This is a genomic window from Sporosarcina sp. Marseille-Q4943 (assembly GCF_943736995.1).
GTDB lineage: Bacteria > Bacillota > Bacilli > Bacillales_A > Planococcaceae > Sporosarcina.
Genome location: NZ_OX031157.1, coordinates 696,589 through 716,798, shown reverse-complemented (window position 1 = coordinate 716,798; position 20,210 = coordinate 696,589). Strand labels below are relative to the sequence as shown.

Below are 20,210 nucleotides of genomic sequence, written 5' to 3'. Positions count from 1 at the left end.
GCGGTTTTTGCGGAAATTAAGGCATCCTTCCAGCCACTCGGAGCTAGACGTGAAAAACATGAAAAACGGGAGAAGGCCATTTGAGCCTATCTCCCGTTTTTTAATTTCCTCAATCGATATTGAAGGTTTTGCCTGCTCATGCCAAGTGCATTAGCAGTTTTCGTAATATTGTCGTCATGAAGCTTCATTGCCTTCAGCAAATAATATTCTTCCGCTTCCTTTAAATACCGATCGAGTGGCATGAGTTCCTTTTCGGGATTCACGATGAAATCGACTGCCTGTGTAGGTGTATCGCCCATTCCACCACTTTTCAGTCGGAAGTGAAGAGGCAGCATTTCATATGTGAGCACCGTCTCGGTAGTGGCAAGGGAAGAGATTTCATCGAGCAAAAATTCAAGCTCTCGCATATTTCCGGGCCAATTGTAGTGCAGGAATAATTCCTCTACCTCCTTCGTAATTCCAGTGAGAGAAGTGCCGAACCGTTCCTTACGTCTGGCAAAATAGGTTGTGACGAACGATACGATATCCTCTTTCCGTTTCCTTAAAGGGGATACTCGTATTGTGAAAGAAGCGAAGAAATAATAGAGTTCCTTCAACAGACTTCCTTTTGCAATCAATTCGACAGGGTCGTCGCCGATGCTTGCGATGAATTGTCGGTCGGCTTGAGCCGACTTTTTTAAGAACATAAAGAGCTTTTGCTGAAGGGAGATGGATAATAAATCGATACGCTCACAGAATAACGTGAACGGTTCAGACATCTTCAAGTCTTCGTCGAGCCGATCGATCAGCTCCGCGTCCGATTGGTGGCAGTGAAGCGCAAGGAAGCGACCATTAGCAGGTGACGATTCGTTATGAATACTTTCAGCTATTAAATCTTTTCCTGTGCCCGACTCACCGATGAGGAGCACAGGCAATTTTGCGTCGGACGCTTTGCGAGCTGTCGATATGACTGTCTTCATTTCATCCGAAGCAGCGACAATCTGATTGAACGTTACCGGATCGCTATTTTTACGCAATGGATGCAGGACGAACCTTTCAAGTGCAGTGACATCCCTTGCTATTTCCACTGCGCCGACAAGCTCGCCTTCATTGAATACAGGATATGTGTCATTGATTGTCGTAATTTCATGCCCTTTCCGATTCCAGTATGTCTGTTTGACATTCAGCTGTTTTGTGCCGCTTTGAAGCACTTTCAATAAAGTGCTCTCTTCCTGATCGAAGTTGAATAGCTCCAGAATGGAGCGATCTCCGACTTCTTCAAGTTCCAACCCTTCTATCGCTTTCATCTTATCGTTATAGATAACGGTTTTGCCGGAATGATCCACTGCATGGATACCGACGCCGGCTCGATTCACTGCGAATTCATATAGGGGAAAAAGGTTCTTTTCGATTTTATTCACGAATCAACACCGTCCGTTTATGTTTTTTTTGCAAAATAAACAAAAAGACTTGAAATGTGCAACAATCTCTTGCATTATTATATATGGAACTATAGATTAAATGCAAATTAATTTTGCGGCTAACTAACTGAGGAGGAGTAACATGATCCCGTACAAACACGAACCATTTACAGATTTTACACAAGATGAAAACAGAAAAGCATATGAGCAAGCGTTAAAAACCGTCGAGGGCTATCTTGGGCAAGACTACCCGTTGATCATCGGCGGCGAGCGTATTATGACAGAAGATAAACTTGTTTCGACAAACCCAGCTAATAAAGAGGAAGTTATCGGCCGAGTTTCCAAAGCGAGCAGAGATCTTGCTGAAAAAGCGATGAACGTCGCGGATGAAACTTTCAAAACTTGGAGCAAAGTGAAGCCGGAATTCCGTGCGGATGTATTGTTCAAAGCTGCAGCGATCATTCGTCGCCGCAAACATGAGTTTTCAGCGCTCTTGACAAAGGAAGCGGGCAAGCCGTGGAATGAGGCGGATGCAGATACAGCAGAAGCGATCGACTTCTTGGAATACTACGGACGTCAAATGCTTACATTGAAAAACGGCATGCCGGTGGAAAGCCGTCCTGGTGAATTCAACCGATTCGATTACATCCCTCTCGGAGTTGGCGTAGTCATCTCGCCTTGGAACTTCGCATTGGCGATCATGGCAGGCACGACTGTAGCTGCATTAGTAACAGGAAATACAGTGTTGTTGAAACCTGCATCTACAACGACTGTCGTTGCTTATAAATTCATGGAAGTGCTTGAAGAAGCGGGAATGCCTGCAGGAGTAGTCAACTACATCCCGGGTTCAGGAGCGGAAGTTGGCGACTACCTCGTTGACCATCCAAGAACACGTTTCGTTTCTTTCACAGGTTCACGTGAAATCGGAACTCGCATTTACGAGCGTGCTGCAAAAGTGAACAAAGGCCAAATCTGGTTGAAACGCGTAATCGCTGAAATGGGCGGTAAAGATACGATCGTTGTAGACAATGATGCAGATCTTGAATTGGCAGCACAATCTATCGTCAAGTCCGCTTTCGGATTCAGCGGACAAAAATGTTCAGCATGTTCACGTGCGGTTATTCACGAAGAAGTATACGATCAAGTCGTTGCACGTGTTGAAGAATTGACGAAAGAATTGACGTACGGAGATCCTACGAAACAATCCAACTTTGCAGGACCGGTTATCGACCAAGCTTCATTCGATAAAATTATGAGCTACATCGAAATCGGAAAAGAAGAGGGACGTCTTGTGGCAGGTGGAGAAGGGGACAGCTCGAAAGGCTTCTTCGTTGCACCGACTGTATTTGCGGACGTCGACCCGAAAGCACGCATCATGCAGGAAGAGATTTTCGGACCGGTCGTTGCACTTACGAAAGCGAAAAACTTCGACGAAGCAATCGAAATCGCAAACAATACAGACTATGGCTTAACAGGCGCTGTCATCACGAACAACCGCGAGCATATCGAACAAGCTCGTCAAGATTTTCACGTTGGAAACTTGTACTTCAACCGTGGCTGCACAGGCGCTATCGTAGGCTACCAGCCATTCGGCGGATTCAACATGTCCGGAACGGATTCCAAAGCAGGCGGCCCAGACTACTTGCAACTACACATGCAAGGCAAAACGACATCGGAAACATTCTAATTAAATAGGAAGCAGTTCTGGGAACTGCTTCCTGCTATACATACAAAAGGGGAGGAAAAATACATGTCGGTTTCTGAAAAGATCATTTCACAAACGAATAAATACGGGGCGAACAACTACCATCCACTGCCAATTGTCATTTCTGAAGCGGAAGGTGTTTGGGTCAAGGATCCTGAGGGGAATAAGTACATGGATATGCTATCTGCGTATTCAGCTGTGAACCAAGGACACCGCCACCCGAGAATCATCCAGGCGTTGAAAGACCAGGCAGACAAAGTGACATTGACATCACGCGCATTCCATAACGACCAACTTGGTCCGTGGTATGAATTGGTTTGCGAACTGACAGGGAAAGACATGGCATTGCCGATGAACACGGGGGCGGAAGCTGTTGAAACAGCTATCAAAGCAGCTCGCCGCTGGGCTTATGACGTCAAAGGCGTTGAGGAGAATAAAGCTGAAATCATCGGTTGCAACGGGAACTTCCACGGGCGTACGATGACGGCGGTCTCCCTTTCATCGGAAGCCGAATATAAGCGCGGTTTCGGGCCAATGCTTCCAGGCATCAAGCTAGTTGACTTTGGTGATTTGAAGGCATTGGAAGATGCGATCACTCCGAACACAGCTGCATTCATCATCGAGCCGATCCAAGGGGAAGCGGGAATCCTCATTCCGCCTGCCGGCTATATGAAGGAAGCTTACGAACTTTGTAAAAAACATAACGTCCTATTCATTGCGGATGAGATCCAGGCAGGTCTTTGCCGTACTGGTAAAATGTTCGCTTGTGAATGGGAAGGTTTCGAACCCGACATGTACATTTTAGGGAAAGCTTTAGGCGGCGGCGTGTTCCCGATTTCTTGCGTCGTAGCCAATAAAGATATTCTCGGAGTTTTCAATCCGGGTTCCCACGGATCCACATTCGGAGGAAATCCAATGGCGTGTGCTGTCTCAATCGCTTCTTTGGAAGTTTTACAGGATGAGAAGCTTGCAGATAAGTCACTTGAACTAGGAAATTACTTCATTGAACAATTACAGAACATTAACCATCCGTCGATCAAAGAAGTGCGTGGGCGCGGTCTGTTCATCGGTGTCGAACTGACAGAAGCAGCACGTCCTTATTGCGAAAAGCTGAAAGAACTCGGGTTGCTCTGCAAAGAGACGCATGACACAGTTATCCGTTTCGCACCGCCTTTAATTATCACAAAAGAAGAATTAGATTGGGCTTTAGAGAAAATCAATAAAGTTTTTGCAAGTTAAATAAATTAGTGCCCAAAATCTATCTGGTGTATGGTACAATATGTGCGGTAGAAAAAACATTATGAAATCAAAGAGGCGAACTTTTACATGACTGAAAACCTGAATCTGTTTACGTCTACACAAGTTGTCATTAAGGATGCACTTGACAAACTAGGCTATGATGAAGGAATGTACGATCTTCTGAAAGAACCAATCCGTATGGTGGAAGTTAGAATTCCTGTCCGCATGGATGATGGAAAAGTGAAGGTATTCACTGGCTTCCGCGGACAACATAACGATGCTGTCGGTCCAACGAAGGGCGGCGTCCGCTTCCATCCTGGAGTAACTGCTGATGAAGTGCGCGCGTTGTCAATGTGGATGACATTGAAAGCGGGAATTGTCGATCTGCCGTATGGCGGCGGTAAAGGCGGAATTATCTGCGACCCGAGAGAAATGTCGATGGGCGAGCTAGAGCGTTTGAGCCGTGGATATGTACGTGCATTGAGCCAGGTAATGGGACCGACTAAAGATATCCCTGCACCGGACGTTTTCACAAATGCGCAAATTATGGCTTGGATGATGGATGAATATAGTAGAATTGATGAATTCAACTCCCCTGGTTTCATTACAGGTAAACCGATTGTACTCGGCGGCTCCCAAGGGCGCGACCGTGCAACGGCAGAAGGTGTCACAATCATTATTAATGAAGCGGCGAAAAAACGTGGAATTGATATGAAAGGGGCACGTGTTGTCATCCAAGGATTTGGAAACGCAGGAAGTTTCCTATCCAAATTCCTTCATGATGCAGGTGCGAAAGTTATCGGTATTTCCGATGCTTATGGCGCACTTCATGACCCGAATGGTTTGGACATCGACTATCTGTTAGATCGTCGTGACAGCTTTGGAACGGTTACAACACTTTTTGATAATACGATCACGAACGCTGAACTATTGGAATTGGATTGCGATATTCTAGTTCCAGCGGCTATCGAAAATCAAATCACAGAGAAGAATGCTAATAACATTAAAGCGACTATCGTTGTGGAAGCGGCAAATGGTCCAACAACTTCTGAAGCTACGAAAATACTTACGGAGCGAGGAATCCTCCTTGTGCCTGACGTACTTGCAAGTGCCGGCGGCGTAACAGTTTCCTACTTCGAATGGGTTCAGAACAACATGGGTTATTACTGGACAGAAGACGAAGTTCGCGAAAAAATGACAACTAAAATGGTTGACGCATTCGAGAACGTATATAACGTTGCGACAACAAGAAATATTGATATGCGTCTTGCTGCATACATGATCGGAATCCGCAAAACAGCGGAAGCATCCCGATTCAGAGGATGGGCATAACAAAAGCGGAGGTTGGCGGTTAACTGCGACAGGCATAAGACGGATCTGCGAAACGGCGTTCTTCGCCGTGTAGCGGAGCTGGCTTATGACCCGAGCAGTTGCCAACCGGAGCTGGATGATAACAAAAAAGATAGATATAAAAAAGCATCTCCTGGATAACGGGAGATGCTTTTTTACACTTCTTCCGGCTCCGCGACAGTAACAAGTTCCGCATTATTCTCGCGCCATGTGTCGAATAGCAACCCTAGCGAAATGAGTCCGGAAATCCCGACGATACTATAAAAAAAGCGTGCAAGTGGTTGTGCATGACCATTTGAAAATTGGGCTACGACATCGAAGCTGAAAATCCCGACGACTCCCCAATTCAGAGCACCGATAATTGTAATGGCCAGCGCTAGTTTTCGAGCCAAAGCGGTTCACCTCCTATTGGTAGCATTCCCAATTCGTGCCGTTACATACTTGCATCGTTCAATTCGTTCTTGGATAATGAACAGTAGAAAAAGGAGGTCATATAATTGAAGGAATTCATTTTTCACAACCCAACAAAGTTGATTTTTGGGAAAAACTCTATAGCGCAGCTGGCAAAGGAACTGTCGGCTTATGGAAACAGGATCCTCGTTGTATATGGAGGAGGAAGCATTAAAAAGAATGGTCTTTATAATGAATTGATGGAAATCTTGAAAGAAGAGCAAAAGGAAGTGTTCGAACTTGCAGGTGTCGAGCCGAACCCGCGTATCAGCACGGCGAGAAGAGGGGCTGAACTCTGTAAAGAGCATGACATTGATTTCATACTGGCGGTTGGCGGAGGGTCAGTCATTGATTGTACGAAGCTAATTGCGACAGCTACAAAATATGACGGCGACCCATGGGATTTTGTCATTAAGAAAGACTCTCCAAAAGACGCGATTCCTTTCGGGACAATTTTGACGCTAGCGGCGACCGGTTCTGAAATGAATGCAGGGTCCGTTATTACAAATGAAGAAACTGAAGAAAAATACGGATGGGGAAGTCCATTCAACTATCCGAAATTCTCAATACTCGACCCAACTTATACGCTATCCTTGCCGAAGGATCAAACCGTTTACGGCATCGTCGATATGATGTCGCATATTTTTGAGCAGTACTTCCATAGTGCGACCAATACTCCGCTACAGGATGAGTTGTGCGAAGGGGCATTGCGGGCGATCATGGCAGCGGGTGAAAAGCTCGTAGATGATTTGCAGAACTATGAGTTGCGTGAAACAATCCTTCTAGGCGGCACTTGGGGATTGAATGGGTTTTTAGGCATGGGGAATGCGGGTGGTGACTGGGGGACGCATGACATTGAACATGCCGTATCTGCAGTTTACGATATTCCGCATGCTGGAGGATTGGCGATTCTTTTCCCGCATTGGATGAGACATACGCTGAAGTTGAACCCGGCGCGCTATGCGAGGTTGGCAGTCAACGTATTCGGAGTAGATCCCGAAGGCAAATCAGATGAGGATGTTGCAAATGAAGGAATTGACAAACTGAGAGCGTATTGGACAGCTATCGGTGCGCCTGAAAGGCTAGCGGATTACGGCATCGATGACTCGAAGATTGACATTATGGCAAAGAAAGCGGCAATCAATGGGCCGCTCGGCAGATTTGCTCAACTGAGTGAAGAGGAAGTCAAAACCATATTGGAAGCTTCATTATAATGAAAGAAAGTAGAGGGGAATTGATAATTCCACCCTCTACTTTTTTCCTTCCGGCAATTTCTTCCGTGCTTCTTCAGATATTGTAGGTTCTTTTACTCCTTGCCAAGTTTTGATGCCATCATCTTCATCAAATGAAATCAATGCTTCGCGGACGCCTTTTTGCTTCAACACTAAAGCCATTAGCCTGTCCCTAACATCATCGATATATGCGACGGTTTGTGTCGGATCCACTTCAGCAATCACTTCGACGTGAAGGTATTCACCTTCTTTGATCACTTCTACTTTTTGGATGTCCTTTATATCGGGATCTTCGGCGATAATTTGCGAAATATGGTTCAACATCTCTTCATCGGTTTCTCCAATTGCTCCTCTTGCATTCTCGAGGAACACCTTTCCGACGACATAGAACATCATAAAGCCAATCAACATGGATGCAATACCTTCCGCCTGAAGGAATCCGGTGAAATGGGCAACCAATACTGCGACAAAAGCCAATAACCCCCCGATAGTTGCAACCATGTCTTCCATAAAGACCAATTTAGTAGCGGGCTTCGCTTTGTTTAGGTGCGTCAAACTGTAGCCGAATGCTTTCAACCCTGAATAGGCTTGTCCTGACTCATGCGCAACTTCTTTCGAAGCCTTCAGTAAAACGAAAAATTCCAGTGCCGTGGCTAGACCTAAAACACTTAAATTGATGAGGAGCCCTTTTGTCTCGGTTGGATTCAATACATGATGCCAACCTTCCTTTACTGCCTCGTACGACATGATTCCGACGATGATGACAGCACCTAAACAGACAAGGTTGACAACCCTTCCGAATCCGTTAGGAAAACTCGGGGTTGGCGCTTTCTTGGAGAGTGCGGAACCTATATACACAAAAAATTGGTTTGCCGCATCTCCCAAGGAGTGCAACGTTTCTGCAAACATCGCTACGTTTCCAGTCAACATATAGGCGACTGCTTTAAGGATGGCAATGGCGGCGTTGACGATTGCGGCCAACAGTGACGGTTTATTGCCATCCTTAAGCAAGCGTAAAATATCTTTCATATCAATTAGCCTCCATTAAGGGAAAATTTCAATTTCGACTGATTCAATATAAGGTAGTTCAGTTAGCTCAGTGTATAATTGAGTAGTTTCTTTTTTGGGCAATGCATCCAGACGGAAATCGACTTCATGCACTGATGGCTTATCATCAAAGTGCACTTGCCGAATACGCAAGTTTTCCACTTTCATATTTTCGGAATTCAAGATTTGAATCAAATTATCAATTTTTCTTTTATCCGAAATGACAACGATACACGCAGCCTCCTTCGAACGAATTCTTTTCGGCCCAAACTTGCTAAGGAGAGGTGCGATAACCTCGATGACGAAAAGGATGCTTAATACAGCAAACGCTGCTTCAATATAAAATCCAGCACCGACTGCAATTCCGATACTCGCAGCTCCCCAAATCATTGCCGCTGTCGTTAAACCTGTAATATTATCGTTTTCTCTTCTTAGGATGGCACCAGCGCCGAGGAAGCCGATTCCGCTCACGATTTGTGCTGCAAGTCGCAATGGATCCATCGTTACATTAATATCGTCCCTGGCTGGAACAAGATATGCTGCTTCTATTGAGACGATGGTTAATAGACAACTGAAGGTCGAGATGACCGCGCTCGTTTTCAAACCGATCGGCTTCTTCTTAATTTCCCTTTCTACCCCGATAATTAAACTTAAACCTAAAGCAATTGCAATTTTAATTAATACTTCGGGATACATTGAGTTGTTCATAATCCACTCCATTTGATTTCCCCCCACTATCATCATCTTGATGAAGATGTGCTATACTCTTTATATTGTCTTTAGCCTAAAATGGTTACGAACTAACCTGTATTCCCTTGGAAAGAGAAGTGTGCATCATGGAAAAGCCTACAATTCATCCTTATATCCCGATTATCATAGGTGTCATATCAGTGGCGCTCTCAGCAATATTCGTAAAACTGACGACAGCCGATTCCGGCGTCATCGCTTTTTACCGTATGTTGTTCACAGTTATTCTCATGCTTCCGTTATTCCTAGCTAAATATAGGAAGGAAGTTTTTCTATTAACGAAGAAAGACTGGATCTTTTCGGCGGTTGCCGGTGTTTTCCTAGCCTTTCATTTCATTCTATGGTTTGAGTCGTTGAACTACACTTCTGTCGCAAGTTCAACCGTCCTCGTTACATTGCAGCCGATCTTTGCGTTTGTCGGTACGTATTTCTTCTTTAAAGAGAAGCTTTCAGTTAAAACCATCTTATCGGCAGTTATTGCGATAGCAGGTAGCGTCATTATCAGTTGGAGCGACTTCCAGTTAAGCGGAACTGCTTTTTTCGGTGATATGCTTGCTTTGGCTGCCTGTGCATTAATAACCGCATACTTGCTTTTCGGACAAGAAGTCCGTAAACGATTGTCTCTTATTACTTATACGTTCCTTCTATACTCAATCAGTACAGTTACGCTCTTTTTTTATGTCCTTATTAAAGGAGAGTCATTTGGTCCTTATTCAACATCAAATTGGTTCTGGTTCTTCCTACTTGCGCTCATACCAAACCTGTTAGGACACTCACTATTCAATTGGGCGGTAAAGTGGGTCAGTACGAATGTCATTTCCATTGCTATACTTTTTGAACCTGTAGGCGCGTCAGTTCTTGCATTCTATATCCTTCACGAAAAGCTTTCTGCAGCGCAAATAACGGGAGGAATCGTTGTCATAGCAGGCATTCTCTTGTTCATTGTCGATATAAAAAAGCTTCGCGAAAAATTATTTTTGAAAAAGGCTTGATTTCTTATTCATTTATGAGGTATAGTATTACTTGTCCTTAAGAGACAACAACAACTTTAACGAAACGAAGAAAACAAATTAAAAAAAGTTGTTGACTTGAGAGAGGCAGAGTGTTATGATTAAGAAGTCGCCGCAAAAAGCGACAGACAATGAACCTTGAAAACTGAACAGCAAAACGTCAACAAATAAAGTCTAGTAGCCGACCCCGTCGGCGAACAGACAAAACGAATCTTCGGATTCGAAATTGACATCTTAAATGATGCCAGCAAGAAACTCGAGCTACTCGAATTTCTCTATTATGGAGAGTTTGATCCTGGCTCAGGACGAACGCTGGCGGCGTGCCTAATACATGCAAGTCGAGCGAATTGATGGGAGCTTGCTCCCTGATGTTAGCGGCGGACGGGTGAGTAACACGTGGGCAACCTGCCCTGCAGATGGGGATAACTCCGGGAAACCGGGGCTAATACCGAATAATCAGTTCCTCCGCATGGAGGAACTCTGAAAGACGGTTTCGGCTGTCACTGCAGGATGGGCCCGCGGCGCATTAGCTAGTTGGTGGGGTAACGGCCTACCAAGGCGACGATGCGTAGCCGACCTGAGAGGGTGATCGGCCACACTGGGACTGAGACACGGCCCAGACTCCTACGGGAGGCAGCAGTAGGGAATCTTCCACAATGGACGAAAGTCTGATGGAGCAACGCCGCGTGAGCGAAGAAGGTTTTCGGATCGTAAAGCTCTGTTGCGAGGGAAGAACAAGTACGGGAGTAACTGCCCGTACCTTGACGGTACCTCGTCAGAAAGCCACGGCTAACTACGTGCCAGCAGCCGCGGTAATACGTAGGTGGCAAGCGTTGTCCGGAATTATTGGGCGTAAAGCGCGCGCAGGCGGTCCTTTAAGTCTGATGTGAAAGCCCACGGCTCAACCGTGGAGGGTCATTGGAAACTGGAGGACTTGAGTACAGAAGAGGAAAGCGGAATTCCACGTGTAGCGGTGAAATGCGTAGAGATGTGGAGGAACACCAGTGGCGAAGGCGGCTTTCTGGTCTGTAACTGACGCTGAGGCGCGAAAGCGTGGGGAGCAAACAGGATTAGATACCCTGGTAGTCCACGCCGTAAACGATGAGTGCTAAGTGTTAGGGGGTTTCCGCCCCTTAGTGCTGCAGCTAACGCATTAAGCACTCCGCCTGGGGAGTACGGCCGCAAGGCTGAAACTCAAAGGAATTGACGGGGACCCGCACAAGCGGTGGAGCATGTGGTTTAATTCGAAGCAACGCGAAGAACCTTACCAGGTCTTGACATCCCGCTGACCGGTGTAGAGATACGCCTTTCCCTTCGGGGACAGCGGTGACAGGTGGTGCATGGTTGTCGTCAGCTCGTGTCGTGAGATGTTGGGTTAAGTCCCGCAACGAGCGCAACCCTTGATCTTAGTTGCCAGCATTCAGTTGGGCACTCTAAGGTGACTGCCGGTGACAAACCGGAGGAAGGTGGGGATGACGTCAAATCATCATGCCCCTTATGACCTGGGCTACACACGTGCTACAATGGACGGTACAAAGGGCTGCAAACCCGCGAGGGGGAGCCAATCCCATAAAACCGTTCCCAGTTCGGATTGCAGGCTGCAACTCGCCTGCATGAAGCCGGAATCGCTAGTAATCGTGGATCAGCATGCCACGGTGAATACGTTCCCGGGTCTTGTACACACCGCCCGTCACACCACGAGAGTTTGTAACACCCGAAGTCGGTGGGGTAACCCTTACGGGAGCCAGCCGCCGAAGGTGGGACAGATGATTGGGGTGAAGTCGTAACAAGGTAGCCGTATCGGAAGGTGCGGCTGGATCACCTCCTTTCTAAGGATAATTACGGAATATGAACCTTGGGTTCATACGTTGACGTTTTGCGTTCAGTTTTGAAGGTTCATCTTTCATGATGACTTCAAAACTTGTTCTTTGAAAACTGGATAAAACGACATTGAAGCAACAAAACATCAAGTAATCAACCGAGTCGATCACTTAGTGATTGAACGATACTTTTTTAACGATTATCATTGCATATCGCTATGCATCGGTAATCACCCGAGGGTTTCAAGACGCAAGCAGTGCTAGGAAGCGATGGAGAGAGGGAAGGAGCGTACTCCAGTACGTGACTGGCTGATCGACTGAGCTGACAACGCAATGCGCAGCGTATTGAAAGCCGTATAAAGGTTAAGTTAGAAAGGGCGCACGGCGGATGCCTTGGCACTAGGAGCCTATGAAGGACGGCACTAACACCGATATGCTTCGGGGAGCTGTAAGTAAGCTGTGATCCGAAGATTTCCGAATGGGGAAACCCACTGCCCGTAATGGGGCAGTACGTTCACGTGAATACATAGCGTGAACGAGGCACACCCGGAGAACTGAAACATCTAAGTACCCGGAGGAAGAGAAAGAAACATCGATTCCCTTAGTAGCGGCGAGCGAAACGGGAAGAGCCCAAACCAGGAAGCTTGCTTCCTGGGGTTGTAGGACACTCTATACGGAGTTACAAAGGGACGGATTAGACGAAGAGGCCTGGAAAGGTCCGCCATAGCGGGTAATAGCCCCGTAGTCGAAAGTCCGTTCCCTCCAGAGTGGATCCTGAGTACGGCGGAACACGTGAAATTCCGTCGGAATCCGGGAGGACCATCTCCCAAGGCTAAATACTCCCTAGTGACCGATAGTGAACCAGTACCGTGAGGGAAAGGTGAAAAGCACCCCGGAAGGGGAGTGAAAAAGAACCTGAAACCGTGTGCCTACAAGTTGTCAGAGCCCGTTAATGGGTGATGGCGTGCCTTTTGTAGAATGAACCGGCGAGTTACGATTCCATGCAAGGTTAAGCAGCGAATGCGGAGCCGCAGCGAAAGCGAGTCTGAATAGGGCGAATGAGTATGGGGTCGTAGACCCGAAACCAGGTGATCTACCCATGTCCAGGGTGAAGGTAAGGTAACACTTACTGGAGGCCCGAACCCACGTACGTTGAAAAGTGCGGGGATGAGGTGTGGGTAGCGGTGAAATTCCAATCGAACCTGGAGATAGCTGGTTCTCTCCGAAATAGCTTTAGGGCTAGCCTCAAACGAAAGAATCTCGGAGGTAGAGCACTGTTTGGACTAGGGGCCCATCCCGGGTTACCGAATTCAGACAAACTCCGAATGCCGATGATTTATGTTTGGGAGTCAGACTGCGGGTGATAAGATCCGTAGTCGAGAGGGAAACAGCCCAGACCGCCAGTTAAGGTCCCCAAGTATCCGTTAAGTGGAAAAGGATGTGGCGCTGCCCAGACAACCAGGATGTTGGCTTAGAAGCAGCCACCATTTAAAGAGTGCGTAATAGCTCACTGGTCGAGTGGCGCTGCGCCGAAAATGTACCGGGGCTAAACGGATCACCGAAACTGCGGATTGACACCTATGGTGTCAGTGGTAGGAGAGCGTTCCAAGGGCGTCGAAGCTAGACCGTAAGGACTGGTGGAGCGCTTGGAAGTGAGAATGCCGGTATGAGTAGCGAAAGAAGGGTGAGAATCCCTTCCACCGAATGCCTAAGGTTTCCTGAGGAAGGCTCGTCCGCTCAGGGTTAGTCGGGACCTAAGTCGAGGCCGAAAGGCGTAGACGATGGATAACAGGTTGATATTCCTGTACCACCTCCCCGCCGTTATCAGCAATGGGGGGACGCAGAAGGATAGGGTGAGCGCGCTGTTGGTCATGCGCGTCCAAGCAGTGAGGTGTGGAACGAGGCAAATCCCGTTCCTATAACATTGAGCTGTGATGGCAAGGGGAATTATCCCCGGAGTCCCTGATTTCACACTGCCAAGAAAAGCCTCTAGCGAGGCGGGAGGTGCCCGTACCGCAAACCGACACAGGTAGGCGAGGAGAGAATCCTAAGGTGATCGAGAGAACTCTCGTTAAGGAACTCGGCAAAATGACCCCGTAACTTCGGGAGAAGGGGTGCTCTGGTAGGGTGTTAAAGCCCGAGAGAGCCGCAGTGAATAGGCCCAGGCGACTGTTTAGCAAAAACACAGGTCTCTGCAAAACCGTAAGGTGACGTATAGGGGCTGACGCCTGCCCGGTGCTGGAAGGTTAAGAGGAGAGGTCAGCGCAAGCGAAGCTTCGAATTGAAGCCCCAGTAAACGGCGGCCGTAACTATAACGGTCCTAAGGTAGCGAAATTCCTTGTCGGGTAAGTTCCGACCCGCACGAAAGGCGTAACGATCTGGGCACTGTCTCAACGAGAGACTCGGTGAAATTATAATATGCGTGAAGATGCGCATTACCCGCGACAGGACGGAAAGACCCCGTGGAGCTTTACTGTAGCCTGATATTGAATTCCGGTGCAGCCTGTACAGGATAGGTAGGAGCCTTGGAATCCGGAGCGCCAGCTTCGGAGGAGGCAATGGTGGGATACTACCCTGGCTGTATTGGACTTCTAACCCTTGCCCGTGATCCGGGCAGGAGACAGTGTCAGGTGGGCAGTTTGACTGGGGCGGTCGCCTCCTAAAGTGTAACGGAGGCGCCCAAAGGTTCCCTCAGAATGGTTGGACATCATTCGTAGAGTGCAAAGGCATAAGGGAGCTTGACTGCGAGACCTACAAGTCGAGCAGGGTCGAAAGACGGGCTTAGTGATCCGGTGGTTCCGCATGGAAGGGCCATCGCTCAACGGATAAAAGCTACCCCGGGGATAACAGGCTTATCTCCCCCAAGAGTCCACATCGACGGGGAGGTTTGGCACCTCGATGTCGGCTCATCGCATCCTGGGGCTGTAGTCGGTCCCAAGGGTTGGGCTGTTCGCCCATTAAAGCGGTACGCGAGCTGGGTTCAGAACGTCGTGAGACAGTTCGGTCCCTATCCGTCGCGGGCGCAGGAAATTTGAGAGGAGCTGTCCTTAGTACGAGAGGACCGGGATGGACACACCGCTGGTGTACCAGTTGTCTTGCCAAAGGCATCGCTGGGTAGCTATGTGTGGACGGGATAAATGCTGAAAGCATCTAAGCATGAAGCCCCCCTCAAGATGAGATTTCCCATTACATTTGTAAGTAAGATCCCTCAAAGAAGATGAGGTGGATAGGTCCGGGGTGGAAGCGTGGCGACACGTGCAGCTGACGGATACTAATCGATCGAGGACTTAACCTTAAGTTACTTAAGTACGGTTGAACTTGAAACAATGTCTGTTTTATCTAGTTTTGAACGAACAATCATCGTTCAAAAAAGTTTTTTAAAAAAAGACTTGTAATTATCATCAGAGTTGGTATAATCAATATTGTCTTGATTGAAAGGCGATAAAGTCTGGTGACGATGGCGAAGAGGTCACACCCGTTCCCATACCGAACACGGAAGTTAAGCTCTTCAGCGCCGATGGTAGTAGGGGGCTTCCCCCTGTGAGAGTAGGACGTCGCCGGGCAAGCCAAATCATTACATAGAAAAGCGATCAACGAAAAAGAATGTACAAGCGTACATAGCTTAACAGTTGAAGCCGAAGTAGTAATGAGAAGCTTATTGCAACTCTCCGTTTAAAGTGAGAGAAGCAAGCAGGTCGCGGAAGCGATTGAAGGAAAGAGGGAGCGTACTTTAGTACGTGACCGAATGAGTGAATGAAGCTGAAAAAGAGATGCGCAGCTTATCGCACTTTAAACATGGAGGATTAGCTCAGCTGGGAGAGCACCTGCCTTACAAGCAGGGGGTCGGCGGTTCGAACCCGTCATCCTCCACCATAATGTTTTAAAACTAATGATACGCCGGTGTAGCTCAGTTGGTAGAGCAACTGACTTGTAATCAGTAGGTCGTGGGTTCGACTCCTATCGCCGGCACCATTTTTTGAGCCATTAGCTCAGTCGGTAGAGCATCTGACTTTTAATCAGAGGGTCGCAGGTTCGAATCCTGCATGGCTCACCATTTCTTGACTCTCTGTCTTGATATGAATATGCGGGTGTGGTGGAACTGGCAGACACGCTAGACTTAGGATCTAGTGCCGTAAGGCGTGGGGGTTCGACTCCCTTCACCCGCACTCTTAATGCGGAAGTAGTTCAGTGGTAGAATACGACCTTGCCAAGGTCGGGGTCGCGGGTTCGAATCCCGTCTTCCGCTCCATATGACTTGCCGGGGTGGCGGAACTGGCAGACGCACAGGACTTAAAATCCTGCGGTAGGTGACTACCGTACCGGTTCGATTCCGGTTCTCGGCACCAAAACAATTACTATACATGCGCCCGTAGCTCAATTGGATAGAGCGTCTGACTACGGATCAGAAGGTTGTGGATTCGAATTCTTCCGGGCGCGCCATTATTTTATAAACATCGGGAAGTAGCTCAGCTTGGTAGAGCACTTGGTTTGGGACCAAGGGGTCGCAGGTTCGAATCCTGTCTTCCCGACCACTTCTTAAAAATGGGGCCTTAGCTCAGCTGGGAGAGCGCCTGCCTTGCACGCAGGAGGTCAGCGGTTCGATCCCGCTAGGCTCCACCATTTATTTAAATAGTTTTCCTGGCGGCGTAGCTCAGCTGGCTAGAGCGTACGGTTCATACCCGTAAGGTCGGGGGTTCGATCCCCTCTGCCGCCATCCTAAAGGACCTTTAGCTCAGTTGGTTAGAGCAGACGGCTCATAACCGTCCGGTCGCAGGTTCGAGTCCTGCAAGGTCCACCACTATTTGAATAGTCATTACGGAGGAATACCCAAGCCTGGCTGAAGGGATCGGTCTTGAAAACCGACAGGGGTGTTAAAGCCCGCGGGGGTTCGAATCCCTCTTCCTCCGCCATTTATTTTAGAAACAACAATAGTGGTTTTGGAAAACAACTGAATACGTTGGATATATATCCTACAACTAACATTATCGCGGGGTGGAGCAGTGGTAGCTCGTCGGGCTCATAACCCGAAGGTCGCAGGTTCAAATCCTGCCCCCGCAACCAAATGGTCCCGTGGTGTAGCGGTTAACATGCCTGCCTGTCACGCAGGAGATCGCCGGTTCGATCCCGGTCGGGACCGCCATTTTATTTCATTACATATTAATTACGATTTGATGATTGCAGGTTTCTAAGTGACTCTATAGAAATTATTAGCTTTCCAAGTCCAATGTGGCTCAGTAGCTCAGTCGGTAGAGCAAAGGACTGAAAATCCTTGTGTCGGCGGTTCGATTCCGTCCTGAGCCACCATTCTTTGCGGGTGTAGTTTAGTGGTAAAACCTCAGCCTTCCAAGCTGATGATGAGGGTTCGATTCCCTTCACCCGCTCCATGGGCCTATAGCTCAGCTGGTTAGAGCGCACGCCTGATAAGCGTGAGGTCGGTGGTTCGAGTCCACTTAGGCCCATCATATTCCGCAGTAGCTCAGTGGTAGAGCAATCGGCTGTTAACCGATCGGTCGTAGGTTCGAATCCTACCTGCGGAGCCAAACTTTATACGGGGAAGTACTCAAGTGGCTCAAGAGGCGCCCCTGCTAAGGGCGTAGATCGCGAAAGCGGTGCGAGGGTTCGAATCCCTCCTTCTCCGCCATATTCATTGGCCCCTTGGTCAAGCGGTTAAGACACCGCCCTTTCACGGCGGTAACACGGGTTCGAATCCCGTAGGGGTCATACAAAGAAAAACAAGTGTAGAAGAGTTAATTCTTCTACACTTGTTTTTTTATTGATTTAATTATGGGGAAGATAGTTATACTAAAAATGCATAAAAGCGTTTAATGACTTAAAAACGCATATTCGTTCAAAAGTACGCATAACTCTTCCTAGAAGCGCATTAACAGCTGCATATACAGCGCATAATCCTGCTAGATGAAAAGCCACCTTAAGAGCAGCTTAAACGCTCTAGCAACGCACAAACGACTTTACACACGTATTCCTCCGAGGATGCGCGTAAAAGATTATATATGCGTGTTTATTTCAATTTATACGGCTCTATTCCGATTTATGCTTATGTAATATGATTTATGAGCAATTCCACGATTTTATGCGTGTTTGATTTGGTTTATGCGTGAAATCCCGAGTTTATGCTGATTATCGGATTTACAATCAAAAAAGACAGTAGCAGAAAGTCAATATCCCGACTTTCCGCTACTGTTCTTATTTATCGCCTGTGTAACTGTCCCTGAGATGATAAGGGATGTCTCCAAGAGGCGATTCCAACCCTTCGTCATCTAATTTTCCTTCATACTCCTCCGAAATGTCCGATCTGACAAATCCTCTCGTTTCACCTGTGATGTCTGTACTGATGAATTCCTCGACTTCTTCCACCGCTCCGTCCAATATTTCATCATCATAAAGAGTATTATAGTCATCATGATCTCCTATAAAATCGGAAGGTGTTTCTGATGTCCCCGATTTAGCTATTTCCTGAAAGCTGTCTTCACTGTCTCTTTCATTGTGTTCTCTATGAGTGGTTTCTCTTCTGTCTGCAAAGGTATTTGGATTCGCCATGATTAGAACATCCTCTTCCGATGGACGGTCGTTCGGCACATCCTGGTCTGGAGAATGCTCAATACAGTATGTCGTATAGGGAAGTGCCTCCAGCCTTTCGTATGGAATTTCACTTTTGCAAACTTCACAAAATCCGTATGTCCCGTTTGTCAAAGCTTCCAAGGCACGCTCCACTTTGCCGGATTCATCGCTCGCATGCACATGCAAGGCCAAGTCCTTTTCTCTTTCGAATAACTCCGTTCCCATGTCCCCAGGATGATTGTCGTATGTTGATAATTCCCCAACTTCTTCTCTTGCAGAATCTCTAATATCCGTTTCGCTTTTCGTTTTCTGAAATTGAGATTTCATTTCGAGTAAACTTTCCTTGAGCATTGTCTTCTGTTCATTCGTTAACATGTTCAGCACATCCTTTATGTTAGTTGCATTAGTATGGTCATTGCCCGTTTACTTCATAATGAAAGCATTGTACCTTCTCAATTCCTTTTGAATCGATGAACTAAACATGGAATACAAATACAGACAAAAAAAGACTTGCTATCATGAGCAAGTCCAACAAAATTATTGTATATGTCCGATCAGGATACTGATTCCTAATAATAAACCGAACAAAGTATTTGTAACTGCCGTGTTCTTCATCGCAGGCATCACTTGCAATGGAAGCAGGTGAGTGCGGAAAGTTTTAGTGGCGTTTATCGGTTTGCGGACACTTAGAAATACAAGCAGTGCCCAAGGTGTCAGATATCCTAAAACGATCAGTATGATTATCCAACAATAAGCAACGATAAAGAATGAAGCGAGGATTGTAATTGCATTGGATCTTCCTACAAGGATGGCCAACGTTTTCCTGCCGCCTTCTTTGTCGCCCTCTAAATCACGGATGTTGTTCGACAACATGATGGCAGCGACAAGAAGCATGCTTGGGATGGAAATGAGAACTGCGTCTGTCGTCACTACGCCTGTCTGTATATAGAAGGCGATGAGAATGAGCAGCATTCCCATGACGACACCTGAAACGACCTCCCCAAAAGGTGTGTAAGCGATTGGAACTGGTCCACCCGTGTACAAGTAACCGATGAGCATCGAGATGGCTCCGACTACCGCCAACATCCATGAAGTTTCCATGCAAATATAAATACCAATCAGAACAGATATTCCATATAATACGAGCGCTATATTTAATACGGTTTTGGGTTTGACGCCATTCCGAACGATTGTACCACCGATTCCAACTGAATTCTCATTATCCAGTCCGCGCTTGAAATCATAATATTCATTGAACATATTTGTAGCCATTTGAATGAGTAGGCTGGCAATTAGCATGGCGAAAAATAACGGAAAATGTATTTTTCCGTGAGTCAAAGCAATCATTGTCCCTAGGAAAACCGGAGCGAAAGCCGCAGTCAGTGTATGTGGCCTAGTAAGTTGCCACCATATCCGCCATCCGGAATCAGCTTTAATAGTCTGTTGCAATGTATTCTCTCCTATCCTTTTGTTTCCGTTATCCATTGTACTCCAAATCGGCGGAAAGAGGTATCGTTGTTTGCATTATCTATGCGAGAATGTCGATATTCCGGTATAATGGAACTAAGAAACTCATTCTTCTATAAAAAAATAGTAAGTGTTACATTGCAAGAGATGGATTGAAGATGAAG

General features: G+C 47.0%; 11 protein-coding genes, 20 tRNA genes and 3 rRNA genes. 28 read left to right on the top strand and 6 right to left on the bottom strand.

The window, feature by feature from the left end:
- Positions 1–86: 86 nt before the first annotated feature.
- Positions 87–1,400 (bottom strand): sigma 54-interacting transcriptional regulator, encoded by a 1,314-nt coding sequence (locus NIT04_RS12515; protein WP_252503910.1) that lies wholly within the window; start codon positions 1,398–1,400, stop codon positions 87–89.
- Positions 1,401–1,542: 142 nt separating this feature from the next.
- Here NIT04_RS12515 and pruA point away from each other — a divergent pair, with 142 nt between their 5' ends.
- The 3 genes from pruA to NIT04_RS12500 all read left to right on the top strand — a co-directional run bounded on the left by pruA (position 1,543) and on the right by NIT04_RS12500 (position 5,676).
- Positions 1,543–3,087, top strand: coding sequence for an L-glutamate gamma-semialdehyde dehydrogenase (gene pruA / locus NIT04_RS12510; RefSeq protein WP_252503909.1), 1,545 nt, complete (start codon positions 1,543–1,545; stop codon positions 3,085–3,087).
- A gap of 63 nt (positions 3,088–3,150) precedes the next feature.
- Positions 3,151–4,344: an ornithine--oxo-acid transaminase gene (locus tag NIT04_RS12505; RefSeq protein ID WP_252503908.1), complete on the top strand. Its 1,194-nt coding sequence runs from the start codon at positions 3,151–3,153 to the stop codon at positions 4,342–4,344.
- 87 nt (positions 4,345–4,431) lie between these two features.
- Entirely contained in the window at positions 4,432–5,676 is a 1,245-nt protein-coding gene (locus NIT04_RS12500; RefSeq protein ID WP_252503907.1) for a Glu/Leu/Phe/Val dehydrogenase, read from the top strand.
- Between the two features lie 173 nt (positions 5,677–5,849).
- On the opposite strand, the gene NIT04_RS12495 is transcribed toward NIT04_RS12500, so the two are convergent.
- Positions 5,850–6,086: a DUF378 domain-containing protein gene (locus NIT04_RS12495; RefSeq protein WP_252503906.1), complete on the bottom strand. Its 237-nt coding sequence runs from the start codon at positions 6,084–6,086 to the stop codon at positions 5,850–5,852.
- Between the two features lie 105 nt (positions 6,087–6,191).
- Here NIT04_RS12495 and NIT04_RS12490 point away from each other — a divergent pair, with 105 nt between their 5' ends.
- Positions 6,192–7,358 carry an iron-containing alcohol dehydrogenase gene (locus tag NIT04_RS12490; protein WP_252503905.1) on the top strand — a complete coding sequence of 389 codons (1,167 nt, stop codon included), beginning with the start codon at positions 6,192–6,194 and terminating at the stop codon, positions 7,356–7,358.
- Positions 7,359–7,394: 36 nt separating this feature from the next.
- On the opposite strand, the gene NIT04_RS12485 is transcribed toward NIT04_RS12490, so the two are convergent.
- Both NIT04_RS12485 and NIT04_RS12480 read right to left on the bottom strand, forming a co-directional pair.
- Complete coding sequence (locus tag NIT04_RS12485; protein WP_252503904.1) at positions 7,395–8,405, bottom strand: cation diffusion facilitator family transporter; 1,011 nt, start codon at positions 8,403–8,405, stop codon at positions 7,395–7,397.
- A gap of 15 nt (positions 8,406–8,420) precedes the next feature.
- Positions 8,421–9,143: an MgtC/SapB family protein gene (locus NIT04_RS12480; protein ID WP_252503903.1), complete on the bottom strand. Its 723-nt coding sequence runs from the start codon at positions 9,141–9,143 to the stop codon at positions 8,421–8,423.
- Between the two features lie 116 nt (positions 9,144–9,259).
- On the opposite strand from NIT04_RS12480, the gene NIT04_RS12475 reads away from it, so the two are divergent.
- From NIT04_RS12475 to NIT04_RS12360, 24 genes are all read left to right on the top strand, one after another.
- Entirely contained in the window at positions 9,260–10,162 is a 903-nt protein-coding gene (locus tag NIT04_RS12475; RefSeq protein WP_252503902.1) for a DMT family transporter, read from the top strand.
- A gap of 295 nt (positions 10,163–10,457) precedes the next feature.
- Positions 10,458–12,009: ribosomal RNA gene (locus tag NIT04_RS12470) — 16S ribosomal RNA — on the top strand.
- A 352-nt stretch (positions 12,010–12,361) separates the two neighbouring features.
- Positions 12,362–15,295 (top strand): 23S ribosomal RNA (locus tag NIT04_RS12465).
- Between the two features lie 152 nt (positions 15,296–15,447).
- Positions 15,448–15,563, top strand: a 5S ribosomal RNA gene (gene rrf / locus NIT04_RS12460).
- The 16S, 23S and 5S rRNA genes sit together here with 20 tRNA genes alongside, the layout of an rRNA operon.
- Before the next feature lie 234 nt (positions 15,564–15,797).
- A tRNA-Val gene (locus NIT04_RS12455) sits at positions 15,798–15,873 on the top strand.
- 23 nt (positions 15,874–15,896) lie between these two features.
- Positions 15,897–15,972: transfer RNA gene (locus NIT04_RS12450), tRNA-Thr, on the top strand.
- Positions 15,973–15,978: 6 nt separating this feature from the next.
- Positions 15,979–16,054 (top strand) — tRNA-Lys (locus NIT04_RS12445).
- A gap of 30 nt (positions 16,055–16,084) precedes the next feature.
- Positions 16,085–16,166: transfer RNA gene (locus NIT04_RS12440), tRNA-Leu, on the top strand.
- Positions 16,167–16,174: 8 nt separating this feature from the next.
- A tRNA-Gly gene (locus tag NIT04_RS12435) sits at positions 16,175–16,249 on the top strand.
- Between the two features lie 8 nt (positions 16,250–16,257).
- Positions 16,258–16,346: transfer RNA gene (locus NIT04_RS12430), tRNA-Leu, on the top strand.
- A 17-nt stretch (positions 16,347–16,363) separates the two neighbouring features.
- Positions 16,364–16,440 (top strand) — tRNA-Arg (locus NIT04_RS12425).
- Between the two features lie 15 nt (positions 16,441–16,455).
- Positions 16,456–16,532: transfer RNA gene (locus NIT04_RS12420), tRNA-Pro, on the top strand.
- Between the two features lie 12 nt (positions 16,533–16,544).
- A tRNA-Ala gene (locus tag NIT04_RS12415) sits at positions 16,545–16,620 on the top strand.
- Positions 16,621–16,640: 20 nt separating this feature from the next.
- Positions 16,641–16,714, top strand: a tRNA-Met gene (locus tag NIT04_RS12410).
- Positions 16,715–16,721: 7 nt separating this feature from the next.
- Positions 16,722–16,798 (top strand) — tRNA-Ile (locus NIT04_RS12405).
- Between the two features lie 19 nt (positions 16,799–16,817).
- Positions 16,818–16,910: transfer RNA gene (locus NIT04_RS12400), tRNA-Ser, on the top strand.
- A gap of 76 nt (positions 16,911–16,986) precedes the next feature.
- Positions 16,987–17,061, top strand: a tRNA-Met gene (locus tag NIT04_RS12395).
- 3 nt (positions 17,062–17,064) lie between these two features.
- Positions 17,065–17,140, top strand: a tRNA-Asp gene (locus tag NIT04_RS12390).
- An 88-nt stretch (positions 17,141–17,228) separates the two neighbouring features.
- Positions 17,229–17,304 (top strand) — tRNA-Phe (locus NIT04_RS12385).
- Positions 17,305–17,310: 6 nt separating this feature from the next.
- A tRNA-Gly gene (locus tag NIT04_RS12380) sits at positions 17,311–17,384 on the top strand.
- A gap of 1 nt (position 17,385) precedes the next feature.
- Positions 17,386–17,459 (top strand) — tRNA-Ile (locus tag NIT04_RS12375).
- A 6-nt stretch (positions 17,460–17,465) separates the two neighbouring features.
- Positions 17,466–17,540: transfer RNA gene (locus NIT04_RS12370), tRNA-Asn, on the top strand.
- A gap of 10 nt (positions 17,541–17,550) precedes the next feature.
- Positions 17,551–17,641 (top strand) — tRNA-Ser (locus tag NIT04_RS12365).
- Between the two features lie 8 nt (positions 17,642–17,649).
- Positions 17,650–17,721 (top strand) — tRNA-Glu (locus NIT04_RS12360).
- A gap of 483 nt (positions 17,722–18,204) precedes the next feature.
- Here NIT04_RS12360 and NIT04_RS12355 read toward each other — a convergent pair.
- Complete coding sequence (locus tag NIT04_RS12355; RefSeq protein WP_252503901.1) at positions 18,205–18,954, bottom strand: TraR/DksA C4-type zinc finger protein; 750 nt, start codon at positions 18,952–18,954, stop codon at positions 18,205–18,207.
- A 162-nt stretch (positions 18,955–19,116) separates the two neighbouring features.
- Positions 19,117–20,064 carry a 1,4-dihydroxy-2-naphthoate polyprenyltransferase gene (locus NIT04_RS12350; RefSeq protein ID WP_252503900.1) on the bottom strand — a complete coding sequence of 316 codons (948 nt, stop codon included), beginning with the start codon at positions 20,062–20,064 and terminating at the stop codon, positions 19,117–19,119.
- Between the last annotated feature and the right edge of the window lie 146 nt (positions 20,065–20,210).

Coding starts and splice junctions, on each gene's coding strand:
- pruA (WP_252503909.1), top strand. CDS start 1,543: ATGATCCCGTACAAACACGAACCATTTACAGATTTTACACAAGATGAA.
- NIT04_RS12505 (WP_252503908.1), top strand. CDS start 3,151: ATGTCGGTTTCTGAAAAGATCATTTCACAAACGAATAAATACGGGGCG.
- NIT04_RS12500 (WP_252503907.1), top strand. CDS start 4,432: ATGACTGAAAACCTGAATCTGTTTACGTCTACACAAGTTGTCATTAAG.
- NIT04_RS12485 (WP_252503904.1), bottom strand. CDS start 8,405: ATGAAAGATATTTTACGCTTGCTTAAGGATGGCAATAAACCGTCACTG.
- NIT04_RS12480 (WP_252503903.1), bottom strand. CDS start 9,143: ATGGAGTGGATTATGAACAACTCAATGTATCCCGAAGTATTAATTAAA.
- NIT04_RS12475 (WP_252503902.1), top strand. CDS start 9,260: ATGGAAAAGCCTACAATTCATCCTTATATCCCGATTATCATAGGTGTC.
- NIT04_RS12355 (WP_252503901.1), bottom strand. CDS start 18,954: ATGTTAACGAATGAACAGAAGACAATGCTCAAGGAAAGTTTACTCGAA.
- NIT04_RS12350 (WP_252503900.1), bottom strand. CDS start 20,064: ATGGATAACGGAAACAAAAGGATAGGAGAGAATACATTGCAACAGACT.